At 59.0% G+C, this 23,037-nt stretch carries 25 protein-coding genes; 15 read left to right on the top strand and 10 right to left on the bottom strand.

Annotated features, from left to right (window positions below; genetic code table 11):
* The first annotated feature begins 17 nt into the window (after nt 1-17).
* The 8 genes from ACR0LY_RS13145 (at nt 18) to ACR0LY_RS13110 (ending at nt 5,329) form a co-directional block, all read left to right on the top strand.
* Nucleotides 18-647 carry a scavenger receptor class F, member 2 gene (locus tag ACR0LY_RS13145; RefSeq protein WP_254428549.1) on the top strand — a complete coding sequence of 210 codons (630 nt, stop codon included), beginning with the start codon at nt 18-20 and terminating at the stop codon, nt 645-647.
* 59 nt (nt 648-706) lie between these two features.
* Complete coding sequence (locus ACR0LY_RS13140) at nt 707-1,642, top strand: aspartate carbamoyltransferase catalytic subunit (RefSeq protein ID WP_170350705.1); 936 nt, start codon at nt 707-709, stop codon at nt 1,640-1,642.
* Nucleotides 1,639-2,157, top strand: coding sequence for a hypothetical protein (locus ACR0LY_RS13135; protein ID WP_170350706.1), 519 nt, complete (start codon nt 1,639-1,641; stop codon nt 2,155-2,157). Before ACR0LY_RS13140 ends, ACR0LY_RS13135 begins: the two co-directional genes overlap by 4 nt.
* Nucleotides 2,142-2,528, top strand: a complete 387-nt coding sequence (locus ACR0LY_RS13130) for a hypothetical protein (protein ID WP_226689300.1) — start codon at nt 2,142-2,144, stop codon at nt 2,526-2,528. The genes ACR0LY_RS13135 and ACR0LY_RS13130 overlap by 16 nt, the downstream gene beginning before the upstream one ends.
* Nucleotides 2,525-3,805 (top strand): dihydroorotase, encoded by a 1,281-nt coding sequence (gene pyrC, locus ACR0LY_RS13125; RefSeq protein WP_170350707.1) that lies wholly within the window; start codon nt 2,525-2,527, stop codon nt 3,803-3,805. Before ACR0LY_RS13130 ends, pyrC begins: the two co-directional genes overlap by 4 nt.
* Nucleotides 3,805-4,410 (top strand): glycerol-3-phosphate 1-O-acyltransferase PlsY, encoded by a 606-nt coding sequence (plsY, locus tag ACR0LY_RS13120; protein ID WP_170350708.1) that lies wholly within the window; start codon nt 3,805-3,807, stop codon nt 4,408-4,410. The genes pyrC and plsY overlap by 1 nt, the downstream gene beginning before the upstream one ends.
* On the top strand, nt 4,407-4,676 hold the full coding sequence (locus tag ACR0LY_RS13115) for a hypothetical protein (RefSeq protein WP_170350709.1): 270 nt from the start codon (nt 4,407-4,409) through the stop codon (nt 4,674-4,676). The genes plsY and ACR0LY_RS13115 overlap by 4 nt, the downstream gene beginning before the upstream one ends.
* Before the next feature lie 179 nt (nt 4,677-4,855).
* Nucleotides 4,856-5,329, top strand: coding sequence for a YHS domain-containing (seleno)protein (locus ACR0LY_RS13110; protein WP_170350710.1), 474 nt, complete (start codon nt 4,856-4,858; stop codon nt 5,327-5,329).
* A gap of 106 nt (nt 5,330-5,435) precedes the next feature.
* Here ACR0LY_RS13110 and ACR0LY_RS13105 read toward each other — a convergent pair whose 3' ends face one another.
* A complete protein-coding gene (locus ACR0LY_RS13105) occupies nt 5,436-6,419 on the bottom strand; it encodes a quinone oxidoreductase family protein (protein ID WP_170350711.1) in 984 nt (327 codons plus the stop codon).
* 191 nt (nt 6,420-6,610) lie between these two features.
* Between ACR0LY_RS13105 and ACR0LY_RS13100 the strand changes: the two genes are divergently transcribed.
* The gene (locus tag ACR0LY_RS13100) at nt 6,611-7,468 is read left to right on the top strand and encodes a DUF2189 domain-containing protein (protein WP_170350712.1); all 858 of its coding nucleotides are present in this window, start codon (nt 6,611-6,613) and stop codon (nt 7,466-7,468) included.
* A 34-nt stretch (nt 7,469-7,502) separates the two neighbouring features.
* Here the strand turns inward: ACR0LY_RS13100 and ACR0LY_RS13095 are convergent, their stop codons facing one another.
* On the bottom strand, nt 7,503-8,489 hold the full coding sequence (locus ACR0LY_RS13095; RefSeq protein WP_170350714.1) for an NAD(P)H-quinone oxidoreductase: 987 nt from the start codon (nt 8,487-8,489) through the stop codon (nt 7,503-7,505).
* Between the two features lie 55 nt (nt 8,490-8,544).
* Nucleotides 8,545-9,237 (bottom strand): COQ9 family protein, encoded by a 693-nt coding sequence (locus ACR0LY_RS13090; protein ID WP_170350715.1) that lies wholly within the window; start codon nt 9,235-9,237, stop codon nt 8,545-8,547.
* 111 nt (nt 9,238-9,348) lie between these two features.
* On the opposite strand from ACR0LY_RS13090, the gene rpsU reads away from it, so the two are divergent.
* The 3 genes from rpsU (at nt 9,349) to ACR0LY_RS13075 (ending at nt 12,415) form a co-directional block, all read left to right on the top strand.
* Nucleotides 9,349-9,555: a 30S ribosomal protein S21 gene (gene rpsU, locus ACR0LY_RS13085; RefSeq protein ID WP_005614280.1), complete on the top strand. Its 207-nt coding sequence runs from the start codon at nt 9,349-9,351 to the stop codon at nt 9,553-9,555.
* Between the two features lie 296 nt (nt 9,556-9,851).
* Nucleotides 9,852-11,084, top strand: coding sequence for a CAP domain-containing protein (locus ACR0LY_RS13080; RefSeq protein WP_170350716.1), 1,233 nt, complete (start codon nt 9,852-9,854; stop codon nt 11,082-11,084).
* 203 nt (nt 11,085-11,287) lie between these two features.
* A complete protein-coding gene (locus ACR0LY_RS13075; RefSeq protein WP_170350717.1) occupies nt 11,288-12,415 on the top strand; it encodes a CAP domain-containing protein in 1,128 nt (375 codons plus the stop codon).
* A gap of 56 nt (nt 12,416-12,471) precedes the next feature.
* On the opposite strand, the gene ppk2 is transcribed toward ACR0LY_RS13075, so the two are convergent.
* Nucleotides 12,472-13,389, bottom strand: a complete 918-nt coding sequence (gene ppk2 / locus ACR0LY_RS13070; RefSeq protein ID WP_170350719.1) for a polyphosphate kinase 2 — start codon at nt 13,387-13,389, stop codon at nt 12,472-12,474.
* Between the two features lie 264 nt (nt 13,390-13,653).
* Between ppk2 and ACR0LY_RS13065 the strand changes: the two genes are divergently transcribed.
* Nucleotides 13,654-14,520, top strand: coding sequence for a CPBP family intramembrane glutamic endopeptidase (locus ACR0LY_RS13065; RefSeq protein WP_480641007.1), 867 nt, complete (start codon nt 13,654-13,656; stop codon nt 14,518-14,520).
* Between the two features lie 3 nt (nt 14,521-14,523).
* On the opposite strand, the gene ACR0LY_RS13060 is transcribed toward ACR0LY_RS13065, so the two are convergent.
* Entirely contained in the window at nt 14,524-14,970 is a 447-nt protein-coding gene (locus ACR0LY_RS13060; protein WP_480641006.1) for an Lrp/AsnC family transcriptional regulator, read from the bottom strand.
* A 138-nt stretch (nt 14,971-15,108) separates the two neighbouring features.
* Between ACR0LY_RS13060 and ald the strand changes: the two genes are divergently transcribed.
* Entirely contained in the window at nt 15,109-16,227 is a 1,119-nt protein-coding gene (gene ald / locus ACR0LY_RS13055) for an alanine dehydrogenase (RefSeq protein WP_170350723.1), read from the top strand.
* Nucleotides 16,228-16,394: 167 nt separating this feature from the next.
* Here the strand turns inward: ald and ACR0LY_RS13050 are convergent, their stop codons facing one another.
* A complete protein-coding gene (locus ACR0LY_RS13050; protein ID WP_174818896.1) occupies nt 16,395-17,207 on the bottom strand; it encodes a mechanosensitive ion channel family protein in 813 nt (270 codons plus the stop codon).
* Nucleotides 17,208-17,416: 209 nt separating this feature from the next.
* Between ACR0LY_RS13050 and ACR0LY_RS13045 the strand changes: the two genes are divergently transcribed.
* Nucleotides 17,417-18,115, top strand: a complete 699-nt coding sequence (locus ACR0LY_RS13045) for a glutathione S-transferase family protein (RefSeq protein WP_170350725.1) — start codon at nt 17,417-17,419, stop codon at nt 18,113-18,115.
* A gap of 71 nt (nt 18,116-18,186) precedes the next feature.
* Here the strand turns inward: ACR0LY_RS13045 and ACR0LY_RS13040 are convergent, their stop codons facing one another.
* The 4 genes from ACR0LY_RS13040 to ACR0LY_RS13025 all read right to left on the bottom strand — a co-directional run bounded on the left by ACR0LY_RS13040 (nt 18,187) and on the right by ACR0LY_RS13025 (nt 22,555).
* Complete coding sequence (locus ACR0LY_RS13040; RefSeq protein ID WP_170350726.1) at nt 18,187-18,636, bottom strand: YtoQ family protein; 450 nt, start codon at nt 18,634-18,636, stop codon at nt 18,187-18,189.
* 162 nt (nt 18,637-18,798) lie between these two features.
* Nucleotides 18,799-21,195: a phenylalanine--tRNA ligase subunit beta gene (gene pheT / locus ACR0LY_RS13035; protein ID WP_170350727.1), complete on the bottom strand. Its 2,397-nt coding sequence runs from the start codon at nt 21,193-21,195 to the stop codon at nt 18,799-18,801.
* Nucleotides 21,196-21,283: 88 nt separating this feature from the next.
* Nucleotides 21,284-21,691, bottom strand: a complete 408-nt coding sequence (locus ACR0LY_RS13030) for a cupin domain-containing protein (RefSeq protein ID WP_170350728.1) — start codon at nt 21,689-21,691, stop codon at nt 21,284-21,286.
* A 69-nt stretch (nt 21,692-21,760) separates the two neighbouring features.
* A complete protein-coding gene (locus ACR0LY_RS13025) occupies nt 21,761-22,555 on the bottom strand; it encodes a CE1 family esterase (RefSeq protein WP_170350729.1) in 795 nt (264 codons plus the stop codon).
* Between the last annotated feature and the right edge of the window lie 482 nt (nt 22,556-23,037).

Below are 23,037 nucleotides of genomic sequence, written 5' to 3'. Positions count from 1 at the left end.
CGACCATGAGAGTATTCATGTTGGTTCTATTGCGATTCCTTATGATTACTTTGCTGCTGACCACCCTCAGCGGCCCTGCTTTTGCGCAGCTTTTCGACCGCAACGGCCAATGCCGCCCCGGCCAGTTCCAATGCGGCACAAGGTGCTGTTCGGGCGGACAGAGATGCAGCTTTGATGGCCATTGCATTCCTCTGGGTGGCACCTATTGCGGGGGCGGGCGCACCTGCGGCCCGTTTGAGCGCTGCGTTGCGGGGGGCACGCGATGCGCGCCTGCGGGGGCGAACAGTTGTACTTCGCGCGCGGATTGCCCGGGCGGCTCGATCTGCAATGCGCGCCGCGAATGTGAACGCATCACGCCCGATTTTGACCCCAACACAGCAATCGAAGGCCTGCCAACCGTGTGCGATGATGGCCTGACTTGCGGTGCGGGATCGTCCTGTCTGCCGGGCGGCGGATGCTCGCGCCCCGGATGGTTTTTGTGCGAGGAAACCGGCTCGCAATGCCGCCCTGGGTTCAAGTGTTCCGAACATCAGGGATGCGTGCCGATAAAGGCCATCGACTGCGGCTATGGCAAATGGTGTAAACCCGGCGAACAATGCCTGCCCGAGGGTGGATGCGAGAAACTGCCCGAAGGAACCGATCCTTAGGTTGCCTAGGCGCGCGGACCTTCCTATAAGCGGCCCGATTGTCAGACAGGAGCCCGCCCATGCGTTTCGCCCATCGTCACCTTCTTGGCATCGAGCATCTGTCGCAATCCGATATCACCGCTATTCTTGATCTGGCCGAGACATATGTCGACCTGAACCGGCAATCGACTAAGCATTCCGACGTTTTGTCGGGGCTGACGCAGATCAACATGTTCTTCGAAAACTCGACCCGCACGCAGGCCAGCTTTGAACTGGCGGGCAAGCGGCTGGGCGCGGATGTGATGAACATGGCGATGCAGGCCAGTTCGATCAAAAAGGGCGAGACCCTGATCGACACCGCCATGACGCTGAACGCGATGCATCCCGATCTGCTGGTGGTGCGGCATCCGCATTCCGGCGCCGTCGATCTGCTGGCGCAAAAGGTCAACTGTGCGGTGTTGAATGCGGGCGATGGCAAGCATGAACACCCGACACAGGCCTTGCTGGACGCGTTGACGATCCGTCGCGCCAAGGGCCGTCTGCACCGGCTGAACATCGCCATTTGCGGCGATGTCGCCCATTCCCGCGTGGCACGGTCGAACCTGATCCTGCTGGGCAAGATGGAAAACCGCATCCGTCTGATCGGCCCGCCCACTTTGGTGCCCGACCACTTTGCCGAATTTGGTGCCGAGATCTATGACGACATGAATGAGGGCCTTAAGGACGTCGATGTTGTCATGATGCTGCGCCTTCAAAAGGAACGGATGGATGGCGGCTTTATTCCGTCCGAGCGTGAGTATTACCACCGCTATGGGCTGGACGCCGCCAAGCTGGCGCTGGCCAAATCCGACGCCATCGTCATGCATCCCGGTCCGATGAACCGCGGGGTCGAGATTGACGGGACCCTGGCCGACGACATCAACCGCTCGGTCATTCAGGAACAGGTTGAAATGGGGGTCGCCGTCCGCATGGCTGCGATGGAACTTTTGGCCCGCAACCTGCGCGAGGTGGCATGAGCGATCTGACCGTTGCCCCCCATGAACGCGGCGTGATCCGCCTGTTCACGCTGAACATGCGCCCGGAAGAGGCCAAATTTCTGCGTGAACCCGGTGCCGCCGATCAAGTTCTGGGCGTCGCGGGGCTGGACCCTGAACAGATCGACGTCTTTGCGGTCTCAGACCTCGAGGACCTGGGGCTCTATGGCTATCTGAACGAGGGCTGCGGCGTGTCCGCCGATCAGTTGGATCGCACAGCGCTTGAAGTCATAACGGGTTGGGTCATGGTGGTCCGCAGCGCTGCCTTTGGCGGTCGCGCAGCCACTCTGATCCCCGACAAACGGCTGCGCCTGATCGGGCTGTTCACCGAAGAGGCCACCAACTGGACCGGCGGTCCGATCGAAACCGAAAGCGCAAAACCGTTCTCGGCCCCTCAACCTGCGTCCCAAAACGACCAGCCCCGCCGCATCGGTTCTGCCGTTCTGGCACTAGTGATCCTTTTGGCCGTCGGAGGCATCCTGTGGCTGATCCTGTGACCTTCTCGCCCGACAGAGGCACTTACATTCGCACCAACGCATGGCTGGCCGCCGTAGCCATGGCGGGTGCGATGATTGTGCTTTGGCTGATCGGAAACCCCTATCCCTGGACCGGCGCGCCTGCCGGTCTGGCCGCCGTCGGCATCCGGGCATGGTACATGGCCTCGGAAGAACTGGTCGCCACCTGGACGATGACGGACACCACCCTCACCGGCCCCGGCCCGCGCAAGGTGGCCCTGAACCAGATCAAGGCGGTCAATATCATGGGCAGTTTTGTCCAGATCGTCACCAAGGGCGGCGACAAGCACCTGATCAAATATCAGGCGGATTCCGCCGCCACCAAAGCCGCAATCGAAAGGGCACTGGCATGAGCAACCTGACCTTCACCAACGCCCGCCTGATCGACCCGGAAACCGGCACGGACAGCCTTGGCTGGCTGCAGGTGGGCAACGGCCAGATTACCGCGCGCGGTGACGGCGACGCACCGTCCACGGATACGCCAATCATCGATTGCAGCGGGCACTGCCTTGCCCCTGGCATCGTCGATATCGGCGTCAAAGTCTGCGAACCGGGCGAGCGGCACAAGGAAAGCTATAAATCCGCCGGTCTGGCAGCAGCAGCCGGCGGTGTGACCACCATCGTTACCCGCCCCGATACCAGCCCGGCCATCGATACGCCCGAAAGCCTTGAATTTGTCACCCGCCGCGCGCAGGCGGATACGCCGGTCAACGTCTTGCCCATGGCCGCCCTGACCAAAGGACGCGACGGGCGTGAGATGACCGAGATCGGTTTTCTGCAAGATGCGGGCGCGGTGGCGTTCACCGATTGCGATCACGTTGTCACCAACACCAAGGTATTCTCGCGCGCTCTGACCTATGCGCGGTCTTGCGACGCGCTGGTTATCGCGCACCCACAGGAACCTGTCCTGAGCGCCGGGGCCGCCGCGACCAGCGGCAAGTTTGCAACCTTGCGCGGATTGCCCGCCGTCACGCCCATGGCCGAACGCATGGGGCTGGACCGTGATATTGCCCTGCTGGAAATGACTGGCGCTGCCTATCACGCCGATCAGATCACCACCGCCCGCGCTCTGCCCGCGCTAGAGCGCGCCAAGCGCAACGGGCTGGACATCACCGCGGGCACTTCGATCCACCATCTGACGCTGAACGAGCTGGACGTGGCCGACTATCGGACTTTCTTCAAGGTCAAGCCGCCGCTGCGGTCCGAAGATGACCGTCAGGCGGTTATCGAGGCCGTGCGCAGCGGCTTGATCGACATCATCAGCTCGATGCACACACCGCAGGACGAGGAAAGCAAACGCCTGCCGTTTGAAGAGGCCGCCTCGGGCGCCGTTGCGTTGGAAACGCTGCTGCCCGCAGCCCTGCGCCTGTATCATTCGGAACAGTTGGACCTGCCGACGCTGTTCCGGGCCATGGCGCTGAACCCGGCAAAACGGCTGGGGCTGGACAGCGGTCGCCTGTCCGAGGGCGCGTCCGCCGATCTGGTGCTGTTTGACCCGGATGTGCCCTTTGTGCTGGACCGGTTCTCGCTGAAATCAAAATCGCAAAACACACCGTTTGACGACCAGCGGATGCAAGGTAAGGTCACCGCAACCTACGTGGCTGGACAAGAAGTTTACCGGAGACCCTGATGCCGCCATTTGACAGTTCGATGACCCAGCTGATCCTCTGGGCTGTGCTTGGTTATCTGATGGGGTCTGTTCCTTTTGGCATGATCGTCGCCAAGGTCATGGGGCTGGGCAACCTGCGCAATATCGGGTCAGGCAATATCGGGGCAACCAATGTGCTGCGCACCGGCAACAAGGCAGCCGCGGCGCTGACGCTGATCTTTGACGCCGCCAAGGGCGCGGTGGCCGTTCTGTTGGCGCGGGCACTGGCTGGGGAAGACGCCGCCCAGATCGCGGCGCTGGCCGCCTTTTTGGGCCACTGCTTTCCTGTCTGGCTGGGCTTTAACGGCGGCAAGGGCGTGGCCACCTTTCTGGGCCTGTGGCTGGCGCTGGATTGGCGCGTAGGTGTGGCCTGCTGCCTGACATGGCTGGTGGCTGCAGCGATCTGGCGGATTTCATCACTGGGCGCGCTGGTGGCTGCGGCCATGTCGGTTGTCTGGGTGATTGTGCTGACGGACAGTTCAGCCTTTGCGCTGAGCATCATCCTAACCCTGCTGGTCTACTGGCGCCACAGCGCCAATCTGGCGCGGATCAAGGCGGGAACCGAGCCGAAAATCGGCAAATCGTGATTGCGCCAACCGGTTTTCTGAACGCCTTTTTCGCGTTGCCCGAGGGTACGTTTACCGGTTATGCCAATGGGCGGCGCTATGTGGTCAGCCGTTCGGTTTTTGGCGCTGGAAGGTCTCTCAAACTGGTGGCCCATCAGCTTGGCGGCCCGGACTATATCAGCATGAACTTGTATTTGACGCGACAAAGTGGTGCCCTGCTGCGCCCCTGTGAAATGCCTGCCGATAAGGTCGTTTCATTCGTCACCGCTCTGATCCCGGATACGTAATCTGCATCACCAAAACTTGTGTTACCGGACCTTCACAATTGATTGTCTTGAACGTGATCAGGGCGCTGCCCAATTGAGGTTCTGTGACGGCCAATTACCGGCGTCGCAAAAACAAAATCCGGTTTGCCCGGGCAAAATTCAGGTGCTCTAGAGCGAGCCTATTCACGAAAGGTGAAACCATGAACAAGTTCAAATCCATTCTGGGCGGCGTTGCGCTGTCCGTTGCAATCGCAAGCTCGGCGCTGGCCGCTGGTGTTGAGATCAACGCAAGCTCGACCGGTCTGGCAATGCAGGGCTATGACCCGGTTGCATATTTCACCGTAGGCGAGCCGACCAAAGGCGATTACCGCATCTCGACCCTGCACAACGACGCGCTGTACCGTTTTGCTTCGGAAGAAAACAAAGCTGCCTTTGAAGAAAACCCAGAAGCGTACCTGCCCGCATATGGCGGTTACTGCGCATTCGGCACCGCGATGGGCTTCAAGTTCGACGGCGACCCGAACTACTGGAAAATCGTTGACAACAAACTGTACCTGAACCTGTCGAAAGACATTCAGGAGCGCTGGGAAGGCGACGTTCCGGGCTTTATCGAAAAAGCCGGTGTGAACTGGGAAAACATTGCTGACAAAGATCCGGCTGAGCTGCAGCAATAATTTGCTGACATCTGACAGTCTTTCGGCGGCGAGGTCACTCGCCGCCGTTTTTGTTTGTTCCCGCTGGCGACAGGCCCTGTGACATTTGCCCAGGACTTGATGAGTTTTACAATTCCAGCACCGTGCTGCCAGTGGTCTGTCGTGCCTCAAGCGCACGATGCGCATCGTCCACCTGATCCAACGGAAAGCGCTGGTCGATATGGATCTTGACCTCACCGCCCTCAACCTTGCCGAACAGACGTCGGGCCATCGCCTGACAGACCGCGTGATCGGCAATATGGGTAAACAAAGTCGGGCGGGTGATCTTGAGCGAGCCCTTCTTCGCCAGCATCCCAATATCTATCAGCGGCACAGACCCTGACGCATTGCCGAAGGAAATCATCATCCCCAACGGCTTGAGACAGTCCAGCGATCCGGTGAACGTATCCGCCCCGATGGAATCCATCACCACATCCACCCCCTTGCCACCGGTGATTTCGGCTACGCGCTCGACAAAGTTTTCGGTGCGGTAATTGATGCAATGCGCAGCGCCGTTGAATTGGGCAAGGCTGCATTTTTCGTCGGTCCCGGCGGTTCCGATCAGAGTAATCCCCTCGGATTTGGCCCATTGGCATGCGATCAGCCCTACGCCACCAGCGGCCGCGTGAAACAAAACAGTATCGCCACGTTTCAACGGCGTCGTTCGGTGAAACAAATATTCGACCGTCAATCCCTTTAGCATCATCGCCGCCGCCGCATCATACGGAATCCCGTCAGGTAGTGGACAAACCTGCGCTGCGGGCATCACCCGGGCTTCGGAATAGGCGCCTGCCGGTGCCGCCGCATAAGCTGCACGTTGGCCAGGCTCAAGATGGGTCACACCTTCGCCTACGGCTTCGATCACGCCTGCGGCCTCCATACCCAAGGCGTGCGGCAGGTCCATCGGGTACAGCCCGATCCGCTGGTAGATGTCGATAAAATTCAATCCGCAGGCATGATGGCGGATGCGCACCTCCCCAGGGCCCGGGTCCCCGACGGGGCAGTCTTCGATCCTCAGAACTTCGGGGCCGCCGTGTTCGTGAATGACGACGGTTCTTGCCGTTTGCTGCATGCTGACCTCCTGTTGCCTGCGACCAAGCTAACACGCCTGAAAATCAGGGCAATCGGCACATTTCCGCGTCACGCAACCGTAACGTGAAAAAATGTGCTATACTGCTATCTGGGCGTTGCCGGCTGGTCCGGCCTCAGGCAATCGATGCCGGATCCACCCTGCTGCGCGATACGCAAAGGGAGGGGAAATCAATGGCTAAAACGATTGGAAATCCGATTAGCTGGGCCGCCCAGAATATCGGTGCGACCGGTGATCACATAGCTGAAAGCGTCAACCATATCGGCAGCGCGGATACGCGGCATCTGCCGGTGGTGCAAAATTTAACAATGCAAGACCTGCGGGCTTGTCTACAGGCTGGGTACAATGACTTTCTGGAAACCAGAGCAGATGCCATATTCATCGTGCTGATCTACCCGATCGCAGGATTGTTGATGTTCGGGTTCGGGCTGAACCGCAACATGGTGCCGCTGCTGGCGCCGCTGATCATGGGGTTTGCTCTGATCGGCCCAATAGCCGCAGTGGGTCTGTACGAGATCAGCCGCAAACGCGAACAAGGGGGAGAAGTGCATTGGCTGGATGCGTTCGGTGTGTTCCGATCGCCATCTTTCGGTGCCATTTTGATGTTGGGTTTCTATCTTGTCATGCTGTTGCTTGTCTGGCTGATGGTAGCGCAGAGCATCTACGTCCACACGCTGGGCCCTGATCTGCCCACATCCTTAGGCGCCTTTGTCACGCAGGTGTTCACCACCGGTGCGGGCTGGACAATGATCATCTTTGGCAACGCGGTAGGATTCCTGTTTGCTCTGGTCGCACTAGCCATCAGCGTGGTCAGCTTTCCGTTATTGCTGGACCGCAAAGTGGGTCTACCAGTGGCGGTTGTGACCTCGGTCCGGGTGCTGCGGCAAAACCCCGGAGTGATCCTGACATGGGGCTTCATTGTCGCCGCCTTGCTGGTGATTGGCGCAATCCCGATGCTGCTGGGGTTGATTGTGGTGATGCCCGTGCTGGGCCACGCCACATGGCACCTGTACCGCCGGGCCGTCGCCTAAAGCGCGCGGCCTGAACCGCGCGCTGGTCAGCAGCTTATCCGGCGACGTTCAAAACGATCTTGCCGATGTGATTTGAACTTTCCATACGCGCATGTGCAGCGGCGGCATCGGCCAGCGCGAACTCGCTGTCCATCACGGGCGCCACCCTTCCGGCGTCCAGCAATGGCCAGACCGCCTCGCGCAGATCCTGCGCAATCTTTGCCTTGGCCAGATCACTTTGTGGGCGTAGGGTGCTGCCGGTCAGGGTCAACCGTTTGACCATCATCAGGGCGAAGTTCAGTTCGACCTTCGGGCCCTGCAAAAAGGCGATCTGCACCAAGCGCCCGTCTTCAGCCAGGGTCTTGACGTTGCGCGGGATATAATCGCCCCCAACCATGTCGAGGATCAGGTTCGCCCCACCTTCGGCGCGCAGGACACCCACGAAATCCTCATCGCGGTAATTGATCGCCTTTTCGGCCCCCAGTTTGACGCAAGCCTCGCATTTATCGGCCGACCCGGCGGTTGCAAAGACCCGTGCGCCAAGCGCATTGGCCAGTTGGATGGCCGTCGTGCCAATACCGCTGGAGCCGCCATGGACCAAAAAACGCTCACCCGCTTTCAACCCACCGCGCATGAAGACGTTGGACCAGACGGTAAAGAAGGTCTCGGGCAGGCAGGCGGCCTCTTTCATTTCCATACCTGTGGGAACCGGTAGGCAATGTGCAGCGGGCGTGGCGACATATTCGGCATAGCCACCGCCGGGCAACAACGCACAGACCTTGTCACCAACCGACAGGCCATCGACACCCGCACCGATCGCCACGACCTCGCCCGACGCCTCCAGGCCTGGCAAATCGCTGGCACCCGGCGGGGGATCATAAGCCCCAGCGCGCTGCAACGCGTCCGGGCGGTTTACCCCGGCATATGCCACTTTGAGGATCACCTGACCGGCTTGGGGTTCCGGTACGGGACGGTCGGTCAGTTGCAAAACCTCCGGTCCGCCGGGTTTGGTGATCTCAACGGCGCGCATTGTCTCGGTCATGGGCAAATCTCCTTTGCCCAATGCCTAGCAGGCAATTTCTAGAAGGCCCAGATGCTTACTTGCGCGGATTCAGCATCCCGGGCAGGTCGACCCGCATTTTCACGGGCGGTTTCACCTGACTGGCAAACCAGTTCGGCACCGCCAGAAACGGTTTGAACAGCGGATTACCATTCACCTGCGCCTTGAGCTTTTCGAATTGCATGACATTGTCGATGCGACGGTCCAGAAACTCCCACGTTTTCTGGTGGTCCGGCGAATCATCCCCCAACCAGAACAACAGGGTCGAAGAATAGACCCCAGACAAGGTCGCGCGCTTGGTGTACCAGTTCACGTCGTCCGAGGTATCGCCCAGCGTGTCCCAGATCAGATCGCAGGTCTGCCACAGCGCCTTGGCCCCATCCGCCGCATGGGTCGGCAGCGAAAACAGCGTCATGCCCCGGCGCACCAATTCCTTGTCAGGCACAGCCTCAAGCCGGAACCGAACGGCAGCGGCCACGCGCTCGCGGAATTTCAGCTCGCTCAGGTCGGTGGATTTCAGACGCTCTACCATGACCGCATCCCCGCGCGCATGAAAAGCCAGCGCCAGATCAACCGCGCCTCGGGGGCAGATCGCGCGCGCCAAACCGTCATCCAGATCGCAATCAATGATCGCGGCGCGAAAGCTAGTTTCAGACCAACCGTCAAAGGGCACGTGGGTCAGCATCGCATCCAAAAGCTGTTGTTTTGCATCTTCATAGGTAACGGTCATGGCGGTTCTCCGGTTCTCGGGGCCAGTACTAGACAAGATAGACCGGCTTTGCTATACGGCCAACTCCTGCAATTTCCTTGCAACTCTATCTAGAAAGGTGGTGACAACCACATGCAGGTTAGTGTTCGCGACAATAACGTCGATCAGGCGCTTCGTGCCCTGAAGAAAAAGCTGCAGCGCGAAGGCGTGTTCCGTGAAATGAAGCTGAAGCAACATTTCGAGAAACCGTCCGAGAAAAAAGCGCGCGAGAAGGCTGAAGCGATCCGTCGTGCCCGTAAACTGGCACGTAAGAAAGCACAGCGCGAAGGTTTGCTCTAAGCACCTCGCTCGTCCAGCTTTGGATGACACTATTTGACGACCCCCGAGGCATCGCCCGGGGGTTTGTCGTTTCTATCACCGGTTGCATTCCGCCGAGTCCGCCTCAGCCTTAGGCGACAAGCTGCTAAATCGGGCCAAGCAACATTTTGCCCGGCATTTTGCAGCGCAGCGAATCCCGTATCGGTAGCACGCCCCTGCTGAAATTCGCCTGAAATCTAAACCGCTCTGTCCGTCCGTTCGACGCCCCCTGTAACTGGCCTCGTCTACTCAGACGACCATTCAAAACGGAGGCTACTATGTCGACTGCAAGTACATTCGAGCAAGAAATGCTGGCGTTAATCAATGATGAGCGCACATCCCGCGGGCTATCCCCGCTGCAACTGGAAACCCGCCTGAACGCATCGGCTGAAGATCACAGCACCTGGATGCTGAACGCCGATATATTCAGCCACACCGGTTCGGGCGGTTCTAGCGCGACCGAGCGCATGGAAGATGCCGGGTTCGACTTTACCGGCAGCTGGCGGTCAGGTGAAAACATCGCCTGGCAATCGGAACGCGGTGCCGCAGGCATCAGCGACGATGTCGAGCAACTGCACCAGAGCCTGATGAACAGCCCCGGCCACCGCGCCAACATCCTGAACCCTGACTACGAATTTATCGGAATTGGGATTGAAGAAGGCGACTACAATGGGTGGGATGCCGTCATGGTGACCCAGAACTTTGCCACTACCGACGCTGCAGTGGTGCTGGACAACGGTGCGGCACCAACGCCGCCCACGGACGACGTGGCAATGCCGGACGACCCTGTCACAGAAGACCCGGTCGAAGAAACGCCTGACACCGACGTCACCGAAACCGAGGACCCGGTCGAAGAAACACCGGACACCGATGTCACCGAGACCGACGACCCGGTTGAGGAAACGCCTGACACCGACGTCACCGAGACCGACGACCCAGTCGAAGAAACGCCTGACACCGACGTCACCGAGACCGACGACCCAGTCGAAGAAACGCCTGACACCGATGTCACCGAGACCGAAGACCCGGTTGAGGAAACGCCTGACACCGATGTCACCGAGACCGAGGACCCAGTCGAAGAAACGCCTGACACCGACGTCACCGAGACCGACGACCCGGTTGAGGAAACGCCAGACACCGATGTCACCGAGACCGACGAACCGGGCGAAGAAACACCGGACACTGACGTCACCGAGACCGAAGACCCGGAAACACCTGAACCGGATGTCACCGATACGACTGCAGGCGTTTGCTTCGACGTGGAAGAATTCCTGGCGGCAATCGAGGATTTCGTGAACGACCTGTTGGCGCTGGTCGACGATTTCAGAATGAATGACGACCCGATGGTGACCGATGCGGACACCACCGAGGACGATTTCATGCTGACCCTGGATATGTGCGACGACACTCCGGCGGCGAATGACGATGCCCCGGTCATGGAGACGGACGCATCGGATGACTTCTTTATCCTGATACCGGCCGACAGTGGATGCATGATGGACTTTGTCTAAGGTCCGATGCAGCGTGTGATGCACTGAAACGGTGCCTCACACCGCTTTCACAGCGCACTTGCGCAGTTTTTCGCACAAACAACGCGAATCAGGCGGTGGCAAATCGCCGAACGGGTCGGGGTGTCCAGATTGTGTCTGTATCCCGTCAAATTCTCGCCATTAATGTCTCGCCAAAATAACTCAATTCAATTGGAGGCAGAATCATGTCAACGGCCAGCAATCTAGAACGGCAGATGCTTGCATTGATCAATGACGAACGCACAAGTCGGGGGCTGCAACCCCTCAAGCTTGAGCTTCAGCTGAACGACTCGGCCGAAGATCACAGCGAATGGATGCTGCAGACAGATATCTTCAGCCACACCGGTCAGGGCGGCTCGAGCGCGACCCAGCGGATGAGAGATGCCGGTTTCGATTTCACCGGCAGTTGGAGATCGGGTGAAAACATCGCCTGGCAATCCGAACGCGGGCCCAATGGTGCCAGCGATGATGTGGTACAGCTTCACCAAAGCCTGATGAACAGCCCCGGTCACCGGGCCAACATACTGAACCCCGATTTCGAATATATCGGGATCGGGATTGAAGAAGGCAATTTCAACGGTTGGGATGCCGTGATCGTGACCCAGAACTTCGCCACGACCTCGGCACCGGTGCAGTTGGACACCGGCGGGTCGGGTGGCGGCTCTGGCGGCGGCACACCTACCCTACCCGGCCAACAGGCCGTGGACGCAGGCACTGTGGGCGACGCCTCAGACAATTGGTTCATTCTGAAAGCCGGTCAGGCCGGCGCGCTGAACGGCGGCGAAGGAGATGACATTCTTGACGGCGGCTTCGGCCGCGATACGCTGACCGGCGGCACCGGCGATGACACGCTGAGCGGTCATGGCGGCAATGACGTCCTTCTGGGTGGCCAAGGCGTCGATTTGTTGATGGGTGCGACCGGCAATGACTGGCTGCAATCGGGCATGGGTGCCGACAGGTTGCAGGGCGGCTCTGGCAACGACGTGCTTAGGGGTGGCCGTGGCCGCGACACCCTGATCGGAGGCGACGACGACGATACTCTGATCGGTGCCCGCGGCATTGACACAATGACCGGCGGCAACGGGGCGGACACATTCGTATTCACCATCGGGCCGGACACCGTCACGGATTTCACCTCTGAAGACTTCATCGACCTCAGCCTGAATAGTGCGATCACCGGGTATAACGACCTGATGAACAACCACATTTCGCAATCCGGCAATGATGTGATCATCGACGACAACGCTGGGAATACTCTGACTCTGCAAAATACTCAGATCGCAGACCTGGCAAACGAACATTTCGTGTTCTGAGACCCCAGGTTTTCCAAATTAATGACGCCCCCGGTTTTGGGGGCGTTTTCTTTTGATCAATAGATTTTGGGAACGTGCAGCTCATCCGGCAGGACGCGCCGTTCATATTCCGGGTTGTATCTTCGATCCGGTAATTCGACCTTTTCCTGTGGAACATCCGTATAGGGAATCTTGGTCAGAAGATGCTCGATACAGTTCAGGCGCTCGCGTTTCTTGTCATTGCCTTCGACGATATACCAGGGCGCCTCGGGAATGTTGGTGCGGAACAACATGTCTTCTTTGGCCTTGGTATAGGCCTCCCAGCGGATGCGGGATTCCAGATCCATCGGCGACAGTTTCCACTGTTTCATCGGGTCGTGAATGCGCATGAGGAACCGCAACTGCTGTTCTTCATCAGTGATTGAGAACCAGTATTTCAGCAAAATGATCCCCGACCGCACCAGCATCCGTTCGAATTCGGGAACGTCCTGAAAGAACTGTTCGACCTGATCCTCGGACGCAAACCCCATCACCCGTTCCACCCCAGCGCGGTTGTACCAGGATCGGTCGAACAACACGATTTCGCCGGCCGCGGGCAGATGCGGTACATAGCGCTGGAAATACCATTGGCTTTGCTCCCGGCGGCTGGGCGCTGGCAAGGCGACCACGCGGGCGACCCGCGGGTTCAGCCGCTGGGTGATCCGCTTGATCACGCCGCCCTTGCCGGCGCTGTCACGCCCTTCGAACAGGATGCACACTTTGGCTCCGGTATGCTGTACCCAGTCCTGAACCTTAATCAATTCGGCCTGCAAGCGCAGCAGATTGCGGAAATAGACTTTGCGATCCAGCATGTCGGGATGCTGGTCCTTATAGATCTTGCGGACTTCCATCGAGAGCATGGGTTCGCTGAACTCGATCTCGAAATCTTCGTCCAGCGTGTCTTCCAACTCGGCTTCCAGCCAATCTTTTGGGGCATCGTTATGTTCGTAAGCCAAGGTCTTATCCTTATCGTCTATCGGGTCCGGACCATACAACGCGCGTGTAACCGCCTGATGTCATCAGAATAATTGATAAAGCCCTTCCCCAAGCGAAACCGCTTATGGCAGCAAGGTCAAGGCGATGCGAAAAGAGGTTTGGTCCTTTTCTAAATCTGAACCTACACGCCCAGGGATACAAGCGGCAGATTTGCCGCATTACCAACAGGTTGGCATAAATCCGCCCCAAACCTACTTGCCAGAGGGTTCATTCCGTCGGCACAAGTGCCCTTCAACCCCCCTGAGGTGAATGTGGCGCATTTCATTTCCCTACTGCCTGCGATCTGGCCCTGGTTCATATTGATTGCCGCACAAATAGGCATGGTATCAGGTCGACAAGGGCTGGGTCTGGCCCTGTTGGCAGCGTTCCTAGGTTCAGCAACAGTGCTTGGCCTGCTAACCCCGCTGGCCTTGGCAATCACGGCAGCGGGCTTGCTGGGTGCTGTAGGGTTGCGCCGTCTGACCGGTGTGCCCGCCGTTTTCGGGCATCTGGTGTTGATCCTGTGGTGTCTGGCTCTGGGGGCGCATCTGATCCCCGGGTTTCACAATCTATTGGTTCTGAATCAGGTACAGGCAGGCCCGGGCAGCGCTGCGTTCACAATGTATCTCAATCTGGACAAACCAATGGTCTTGTTTGCCGTTCTGCTGGCTTGGCCAGGCATGATCCATGGCGCGCGGCTGGTCAGAACCGGGCCTTTGTTGATCGGGTTGGCGGCACTGCCCGCCCTGTTTGCGTTGGGTCTTTCCCTGGGTGCGGTGCGGCCCGAGATAGTCCTGCCCGCATGGTGGCTGATTTTTGCGTTTTCAAACCTATTCCTGACCTGCCTGACTGAAGAGGCTTTTTTCCGTGGCTATCTGCAATCGGTCCTGACGTCGAAAATCGGCGTGGCGCTCGGGATCGCAGCTGCCAGCCTGCTGTTCGGTCTGGCCCATGCGGGCGGTGGCCCGGCACTGGTCGTCTTCGCCTCGATCCTCGGGGCCGCCTGCGGATTGGGGTATTACGCAACCGGGCGGCTTTGGGTGCCGGTTCTGATGCATTTTGGCTTTAACGCCTTGCACCTGGCCCTGTTCACCTATCCCGGCCCGGGCTGAACGTCACACCGGCAGAGCAGTGGTCTTGAACACCGTGCGCAGCGCGAAGGAACTTTGCATCTGCGCCACCCCCGGCAGCCGTGACAAATACTGGCGGTGAATACGGGCAAAATCCTCGGTGTTCTCGGCGACAACCTTCAAAATATAGTCCGCCGTGCCGGCCATGAGATGGCATTCAAGCACATCAGGAATGCGCGCCACGGATTTTTCGAACGCATTCAGAAGCTCTTCGGCTTGCCCTTGCAGCGTGATCTCGACAAACACCGTCGTGGGCACATTCATCTTGCGTGCATCCAGCAGCGCCACGTATTTGCGGATATAGCCTTCAGCCTCTAGCCGGTGACAGGCCGAAGGCGACAGATTCACCTGCTCGGACAGTTCCGCATTTGACATACGGCCATCCCGCTGAAGGGCTGCCAGAATCTTTTTATCCGTCGCATCCAAGCTCATTTGCGCAAATCCTTTGCGAGTTTCCGACTATATAACGAAGATTCTCCTGAAAAAAAGCAATTTTGCAGGCAGAGTTTCACAGAAATTGCGCTCTGGATCGCCCATTATTTAGGCAGTTTATGAATGGAGGAGCGAAAAATGAAGATCGGTTGCCCCAAGGAAATCAAACCACAGGAATTCCGCGTCGGAATGACGCCCAACGCGGCACAAGAAGCCGTCGCGCGCGGCCACGAAGTTGTAATCGAAACCGGTGCCGGGATCGGTTCGGGCTTTGACAACGAGTCCTACATCGCTGCGGGCGCCCAGATCCTGGACACCGCAGAAGAGGTGTTCGCCACTGCCGACATGATCGTCAAGGTCAAGGAACCTCAGGCGGTCGAGCGCAAGATGCTGCGTGAAGGTCAGTTGCTGTTCACTTACCTGCACCTGGCACCCGATCCAGATCAGACCCACGACCTGCTGGCATCGGGCTGCACCGCGATTGCATACGAAACCGTCACCGCACCTGGCGGTGGTTTGCCGCTGCTGGCCCCGATGTCCGAAGTTGCCGGTCGTCTGGCGCCGCAGGTTGGCTCGTGGACCCTGCAAAAGGCAAATGGCGGTCGTGGCGTTCTGATGGGCGGCGTTCCCGGCGTTGGACCGGCCAAGGTCGTTGTGATCGGTGGCGGCGTTGTTGGCACGCATGCCGCGAAGATTGCGGCTGGCATGGGCGCAGATGTTACCATCCTGGACCGCTCGCTTCCGCGTCTGCGTTACCTCGATGACGTGTATGGCGGAACCTTCAAGAACCAGTACTCGACCGCTGGTGCCACCGCCGAACTGATCCAGGATGCCGACATGGTTATCGGTGCCGTTCTGATCCCCGGCGCGGCTGCTCCTAAACTGGTGACACGCGAACAGCTTTCGACCATGAAGCCCGGCGCGGTTCTGGTTGACGTTGCGATCGACCAGGGTGGCTGCTTTGAAACCTCCAAAGCAACAACCCATGCTGACCCGATCTACGAAGTCGACGGCATCATGCACTATTGCGTTGCCAACATGCCGGGTGCCGTTGCGCGCACCTCGACCATCGCATTGGGCAACGCGACCATGCCGTTCATGCTGTCGCTGGCCGACAAAGGCTGGAAAAAGGCTTGCCAGGATGACCCGCACCTGTTGGCTGGTCTGAACGTGCATGCCGGAAAACTGACCTATGACGCGGTTGGTGTTGCACTGGGTCTGGACGTTGTATCGCCCAAGGACATCGTCAACGCCTAAGGCTGATATACAGAAATCGAAAGGCGCCCTCGGATGAGGGCGCCTTTTTTTGCTGCCGCGCTAAGGACAACGACCCGCGCGCGGTACAAAAAACGCCGCGCGATCAGCGCGGCGCCGGGCCCAACCGGAGGAGGGCATTTCAAGGCCCGATCACCGGACGGGAGCGTTCACCCCTCTTTGTGAATCTCAACCGAATGCGGATACGGGATCGACACGCCTTTTGCGTCGAACGCCTCTTTCACCGCTTTGGTGATTTCGAACTTCACGTCCCAATAATCCGCCGCTGCGCACCACAGGCGGGCCGTCAGATCGACCGAGCTGTCGCCCAGGTTTGTCACGCGCACCCAAGGTTCGGGATCGCTGTGAATACGCTCGTCCGCTTTGGCGACATCCAGAATGATCTTCATCGCTTCGTCCGCGTTGTCGCCATAGTCGATACCAAACACCAGATCGACACGCCTTGTGTCATGCGCCGAATAGTTGGTGATGATCGACCCCCAGGATTGCCCGTTGGGGACAATGATCTGCACATTGTCCGGCGTCACCAGTTCGGTGGTGAACAGGTTCAGGTCTTTCACTGTCCCGGCCGTGCCGCCAATATCCACATATTGACCCAGCTTGTAGGGGCGGAACACCACCAGCATGACGCCGGCCGCCAGATCGCTGAGCGTCCCTTGTAGCGCCAGACCAATGGCCAGCGACGCGGCACCCAGAATGGCAACGATACTTGTGGCTTCGATCCCGAAGATCCCCAGAACGGCCACCAGAACCATCGCGAGGATGACCCATTTCACCAGGCTGGCTGAGAAGTTGCCCAACGTCGGATCAATCTGCGGAGTCGAGTTGATCCGGCGGCGCACCAGGCCGCCCACGGCCCCAGCCACGATCCAGCCAAGGATCAGAACGATCAGCGCCTTGACCGCGTTCATGATCAGCGGCGCAAACGCGCCCACCTGTGTTACGACCTCATCCACGGCCATCTCCTTTCAACAACAAGAAACCCGCGGCTTTCGCGCGGGAATTGCCAAAGTCTGAGGCAAAAACACACTTTGGTCTAGGTGCTAGTTCCACCGGATTTCCCCGTTGTTCGCCAGCAAACACGCGCTGACCGGTCGCGCACAGCTTCGGGGGCTTACAAGATGGCCCCTCGCGCCCTACGTTCTGGGGGTATCCACTCAGGAGCCCCCCAATGCTGGACACCAAACCACACCCGATCATGAATCGCTGGCCCGCACAGTTCCCGGACCGGATTCAGCTGTATTCCTTCCCTACGCCCAATGGAGTCAAAGCCTCGATCATGCTGGAAGAAACCGGCCTGCCGTATGAGGCACACAAGGTCACCCTGTCGGACGCGGATGTCAAAAGCCCCGAGTTCCTGTCGCTGAACCCCAACAACAAGATCCCCGCAATCATCGACCCGGACGGCCCGGACGGAAAGCCCATTGGTTTGTTCGAAAGCGGTGCCATCCTGCTGTATCTGGCCGAAAAATCGGGCAAGTTTATTGGTCAGACCCAGGCAGACAAGCACCAGATCACTCAATGGCTGATGTTCCAGATGGGCGGCATTGGTCCAATGTTCGGCCAGCTTGGCTTTTTCCACAAATTCGCTGGCAGCGAGATCGAAGACCCCCGCCCTCGCGAGCGATATGTGAACGAGGCCAAACGGCTGCTGAACGTGTTGAACCAGCAGCTTGAAGGGCAGGACTGGGTCGCCGGAGATTATTCGATTGCCGACATAGCCATCGCGCCCTGGCTGCGCGGACTAGATTTCTATGGTGCCAGAGAACTGGTCGGATGGGACGACCACACAAATGTAACAGCTTATTTGGACCGTTTTCTGGAACGCCCTGCCGTTCAGAAAGGTCTTGTAACGCCACCGCGGGACTGACCTCACAGTCCCTCGGACGTGATCGGGCTTGCGGCCACATTAAGCCGCAAGCCCAATTTTAATGGGTCAATTCAGCCCGGCAGCGTGCCAGTCAGCACATAGCGCAGAACCTCAACCACTTGCGAGGGTTGTTCGGCCACGGCTAGGGCTGCGGCGTCCACCTCTTTCAGCGCATGCTGATGATCGGGGCCGTGTAGGACGATCAGCGACTTGCCCAGCGCTGCCGCATAACCTGCATCAAAGGCAGCGTTCCACTGTTTGTATTTCTCACCAAACCGGACGACCACCACATCTGCATCCGCGATCCCTTTGCGCGTCCGGATCGCGTTGACCATCGCGCCCTTGTGGTCGTGCCAGTATTTGTTCGGCTCTTCACCCAAAATAGCCACACCGCAATCGTCGCTGGCATCATGGTCGGTCACGGGGCTGATGAATGTGATGTCCAGCCCCTGTGCGCCGTCGATAATTTGCTCACGCCAATCGGTGTGAATTTCCCCTGATAGGTATACGTTCAAGCCCATGTCGACCTCCGGTATTGATTTGGAACCTACTTAAGGCGCATTTGCGGGAAGCCCAATCAAGAAAAACCAGAAACACTTATCCCAAACACGCCCTAATTCCCGTAGGTGAAACGAAAAACGCGCCCGGAAGCGCGTTTTTTTTGAAGTCTTATGGCAAGGCCCCTATCCGCGCAACACACCGCCTGTGGCCTTGGTGACCTTGGCGATGATCTTCTCGGCCACCGCTTCGATGTCTTTTTCCTTCAGCGTCGCGTCGGTTGGTTGCAGGCGCACGGTGATGGCCAGCGATTTTTTACCCTCGCCCAGACTGCCACCGATGAATTCATCAAAGACACGCACATCCTCGATCAGCGCCTTGTCAGCACCGGCTGCGGCGTTGACCAGCGTCAGCGCCTCGACCCCCTCGTCAACGACAAAGGCAAAGTCGCGTTCAACCGCTTGCAGGTCACGCAGTTCCAGCGCAGCACGGGTGGCGCCGGATTTACGGGGCAGAGGCACCTCGTCCGGCCAGATCGTAAAGGCCATCGCCGGGCCTTTGATATCCAGCGCTTGCAACACACGAGGGTGCAACTCGCCAAAGACGCCCAGCACCTTTTTCGGGCCCAGACAGATTTTGCCGTGACGCCCCGGATGCCACCAGGCATCGCCGTCACGCAGGATCTGCACCTTGGCGGGTGCGCCAATGGCGGCCAGCACCGCCTCGGCATCCGCTTTGGCATCGAATACGTCGACCGGGCGCGAGGCCCCATGGACGTCCTTGGGACCATTACGACCAACCAGCAGACCGGTGATCTGCGTTTTTTGATCTCCCGGTTCGCCATCATGGAACACCGGACCGACCTCGAACAACGCCACATCCGCGTAGCCACGCGCCTGATTGCGGGCGGCGGCCTGCAGCAGACCGGGCAGCAGATCGGGGCGCATGTGGCTCATCTCGGTCGAGATCGGGTTTTCCAACTGCGTCGCTTCGTCCCCACCACCAAACAAGGCCGCCGAGGCCTGATCGATGAAAGTGTAGGAAACACACTCATTGTACCCCAGCGCTGCACAGGTGCGGCGCGCCATCGATTGACGGCGTTGTGTCGGGGTCATCACCGGTTTCGGGATGCCATCGGTGATACGCGGCAGCGGTTTGCCCTGCAGCTTGGTCAGGGATGCAATCCGCGCGACCTCTTCCACCAGATCGGCCTCACCCATGATATCTGGGCGCCAGCTGGGGACATGCGCCATCTCGCCCTCAAGGCGGAAACCCAGACGAGTCAGGGTCTGGCGTTGTTCGCTTTCGGGGATTTCCATTCCGACCAGAGACTGCACCCGCTCGGCATCCAGTTTAAAGGCGCGCGAATGATCCGGCGCTTTGCCCGCTTCCACGACCTTGGACACTTCGCCACCGCAGATATCCAAAATCATCTGCGTTGCCTGCTCCAACCCTTCCAGCGTGTATTCCGGGTCTACCCCACGTTCGAACCGATAGCGCGCATCCGAATTGATTTTCAAAGCCCGCCCCGTCAGGGCGATCTGCACGTGATCCCAGAACGCGCTTTCCAGGAAGACATTCACTGTTTCTTCGGTACAGCCGGTTTCCTCACCGCCCATGATACCGGCAATGGATTCCGGGCCTTTGTCGTCGGAAATCACCATCATGCCAGGCTGCAGAGTGTATTCTTTCTCGTCCAGCGCAACCAGCTTCTCACCACCCTTGGCGCGATGTACCCGCAGATTGCCATGCACCTTGTCCGCATCGAAGACGTGCAGCGGGCGATTGTGGTCAAAGGTCATATAGTTGGTGATGTCTACCAAAGCCGAAATCGGACGCAGACCGATGGCCTTCAACTGATCCTGCAGCCATTGCGGGCTGGGTCCGTTCTTAACGCCCTTGATCAGACGTCCGGTGAAATGGGGCGCGCCGTCCAGCGTATCCTCATCAATCGTCACCTTGATTGGGCTTTCGAAATCACCCGGCACCGGAGTGTAGTCACGCTGTTTCAACTTACCAATGCCACGCGCGGCCAGATCGCGGGCAATCCCTTCGACGCCCAGCGCATCGGGGCGGTTCGGGGTGATCGCGATCTCGATCATCGGATCAACCTTCGACGGCTCATTCTCAGCCAGCCAGTCGATGAATTTGTCACCGACCTTGCCCGAAGGCAGCTCGATGATGCCGTCATGCTCATCCGACAGCTCCAACTCACGCTCGGATGCCATCATGCCATAGCTTTCGACGCCGCGGATCTTGCCGACGTTGATGGTCAGGTCCAGACCGGGGATATACATGCCTGGTTTGCAAACCACGACGGTGATCCCTTCACGCGCGTTGGGGGCACCGCAGATGATCTGCAATTCACCCTCATCGGTGTCCACCTTACAGACGCGCAGCTTGTCGGCGTCGGGGTGTTTCTCGGCGTGTTTCACATAGCCCAGCGTAAAGTCCTTCAGCCGGTCCGCCGGGTTCACGATCTCTTCGACCTCAAGGCCCAGATCAGTCAGCGCCTCAGCAATCTCATCCACCGAAGCGTTGGTGTCGAGGTGGTCTTTCAACCAGGAAAGAGTGAATTTCATCGGTCGGTTTCCGCCAGTAAATCTCGGGTCAGACCGCGTTTACCGGATAATGCGCAGAGGGGAAAGAGGGCGCGTAGAACCGCCGCGCCTACTCCGCGGTCACTGTGTTGGCAACGCTGTCCGATCCAGCAAACACCACCAAAATCCGCGCGATCCCGTCGCCGGTATTCTCACCCGCATGGGGCGACCGGAACGCCTCAACCAGCGCATCACCTTCCTTATAGGTCCGGCTGCCCGCGTCGCCGTAATCGACGGTGATCTCACCTTCGAGAATATAGGCCGCCAGCGGAGCGTCATGACGGTGCAGGCCGGTTTTCTGACCGGGCTGCATGGTGACGATGGCCATGGTGATCTGCGGGGTGCCGTCGGGATATTCCAGCGCCTCGCCGATGACCGAAGTTTCGGTCTGCAGCAGCACGTCAACCGGCGGATAGATGTCACGCGCAAAGGCGGGTGCGGCGGCAAGGATCAGGGCGAAGGGCAAGAGCAGTTTCATGCGGCAAGGAATCCCGTGTCAGATCGTTTCGCCTAACTGGAAGGGGGACGCACGGCGATGTCAAACGGTTCAGGGATAACTCGGGGCGCGGCCCAACAATTCATCCAACTGCCGTCCGATCCAGCCGTGGGGGATGAAATGCCCGCCCGGATGCGTGTCCAACACCACCTGCCCCTGCGCGCAATCGGTCCACTCCATGCGGCTGAGCGTCAGGATCGGCACTACGCTCCAATCTCCACGCGGGGTCGCGTCGTGGCAGCCGTATTTCTGCCGCCACAGCGTCACCGGATAGGTGGTGTCGCCATCCGAGCCATAGGGGAAATCCATCACCGTATCGCTAAGGCCATGCACATGACGCACCTCGCGCGGGGCCTGCGGGCACTCCTCAGTCTGGCGGATGCTGCCCGCAACGGCTAATAGCGCCGCCGTGTCATTGCCCGACTGGCAGACATAGCGCCACGCCATCGCACCACCAAAGGAATAACCCGAGACATAGATGCGCTCCGGGTCAATGGGATAGCGTTTGGCCACGTCCTCAAGCACCCCATCGGCAAAGGGCACGTCGCCGGTGTCCGATGTCCAGAAATCCCAGCTTTTGCCCAATCCGTTCGGCGCCACCAGAAGCACGCCGCGCAGCTTCGTGGCCCCGGCTATGCGTTCATGGTTCACCACCACGGTCCCCTGCCGCGCCCAGCCATGGAAATGCAGCAAAACGGGCAGAGGCGTTTCGCCATCCCACCCATCCGGCTCCAACACATGATACGAACGGTCGCCGACCTGACAGGCGGTATCGCCGTGACAGGTATCCACGGCAGCGGCTTGGGTGGCGGTCAGCAGGAAGAGGCAGAGCAGTCGGTAAATCATCCGTCGAACCCTAGCGAGCCTGCGCCCGCTGTCACGTCACAACCCCGTGGGAGATTGTGACAAGCCGCGCTGTTGCCAGACCGCGGGATGGCGATCAACCGGTTGTAGTGGATATTTTTTCTTGGCCAAGCCCGTGCATCGTTCAAATTGAGTGCCTGCGGGGACAAATCGCCAGCCTGTGCGGGCGGTCTGGCGATAGCGCGGCGGCCTATCGACCTTTGCTTCGCGCTTCTGTCTGTTTGACCGCTACCTGTACTTTCTTGATCTGCTCAAGTTCTTCACGCTCTTGTCGAAATTGGATTCCATACCGGATGTATCCCACCAACAGGCCAGGGTAGACAAAAACAATAAGCGCAAAGCCTAGTATCCCTAAGACGACCCCGAACGCTAACATGGCGGGTACCACGGTGGGCACAAAAGACAACAATACAGGACCAATAAACAACGCAACAATCCACCGTACCGGAGCGCTCGCTATTCGG

It is taken from the genome of Ruegeria sp. BC5, from assembly GCF_056539205.1.
The sequence above is the reverse complement of the archived record's forward strand: the minus strand, read 5'-3'. Positions and strand labels throughout refer to the sequence as shown.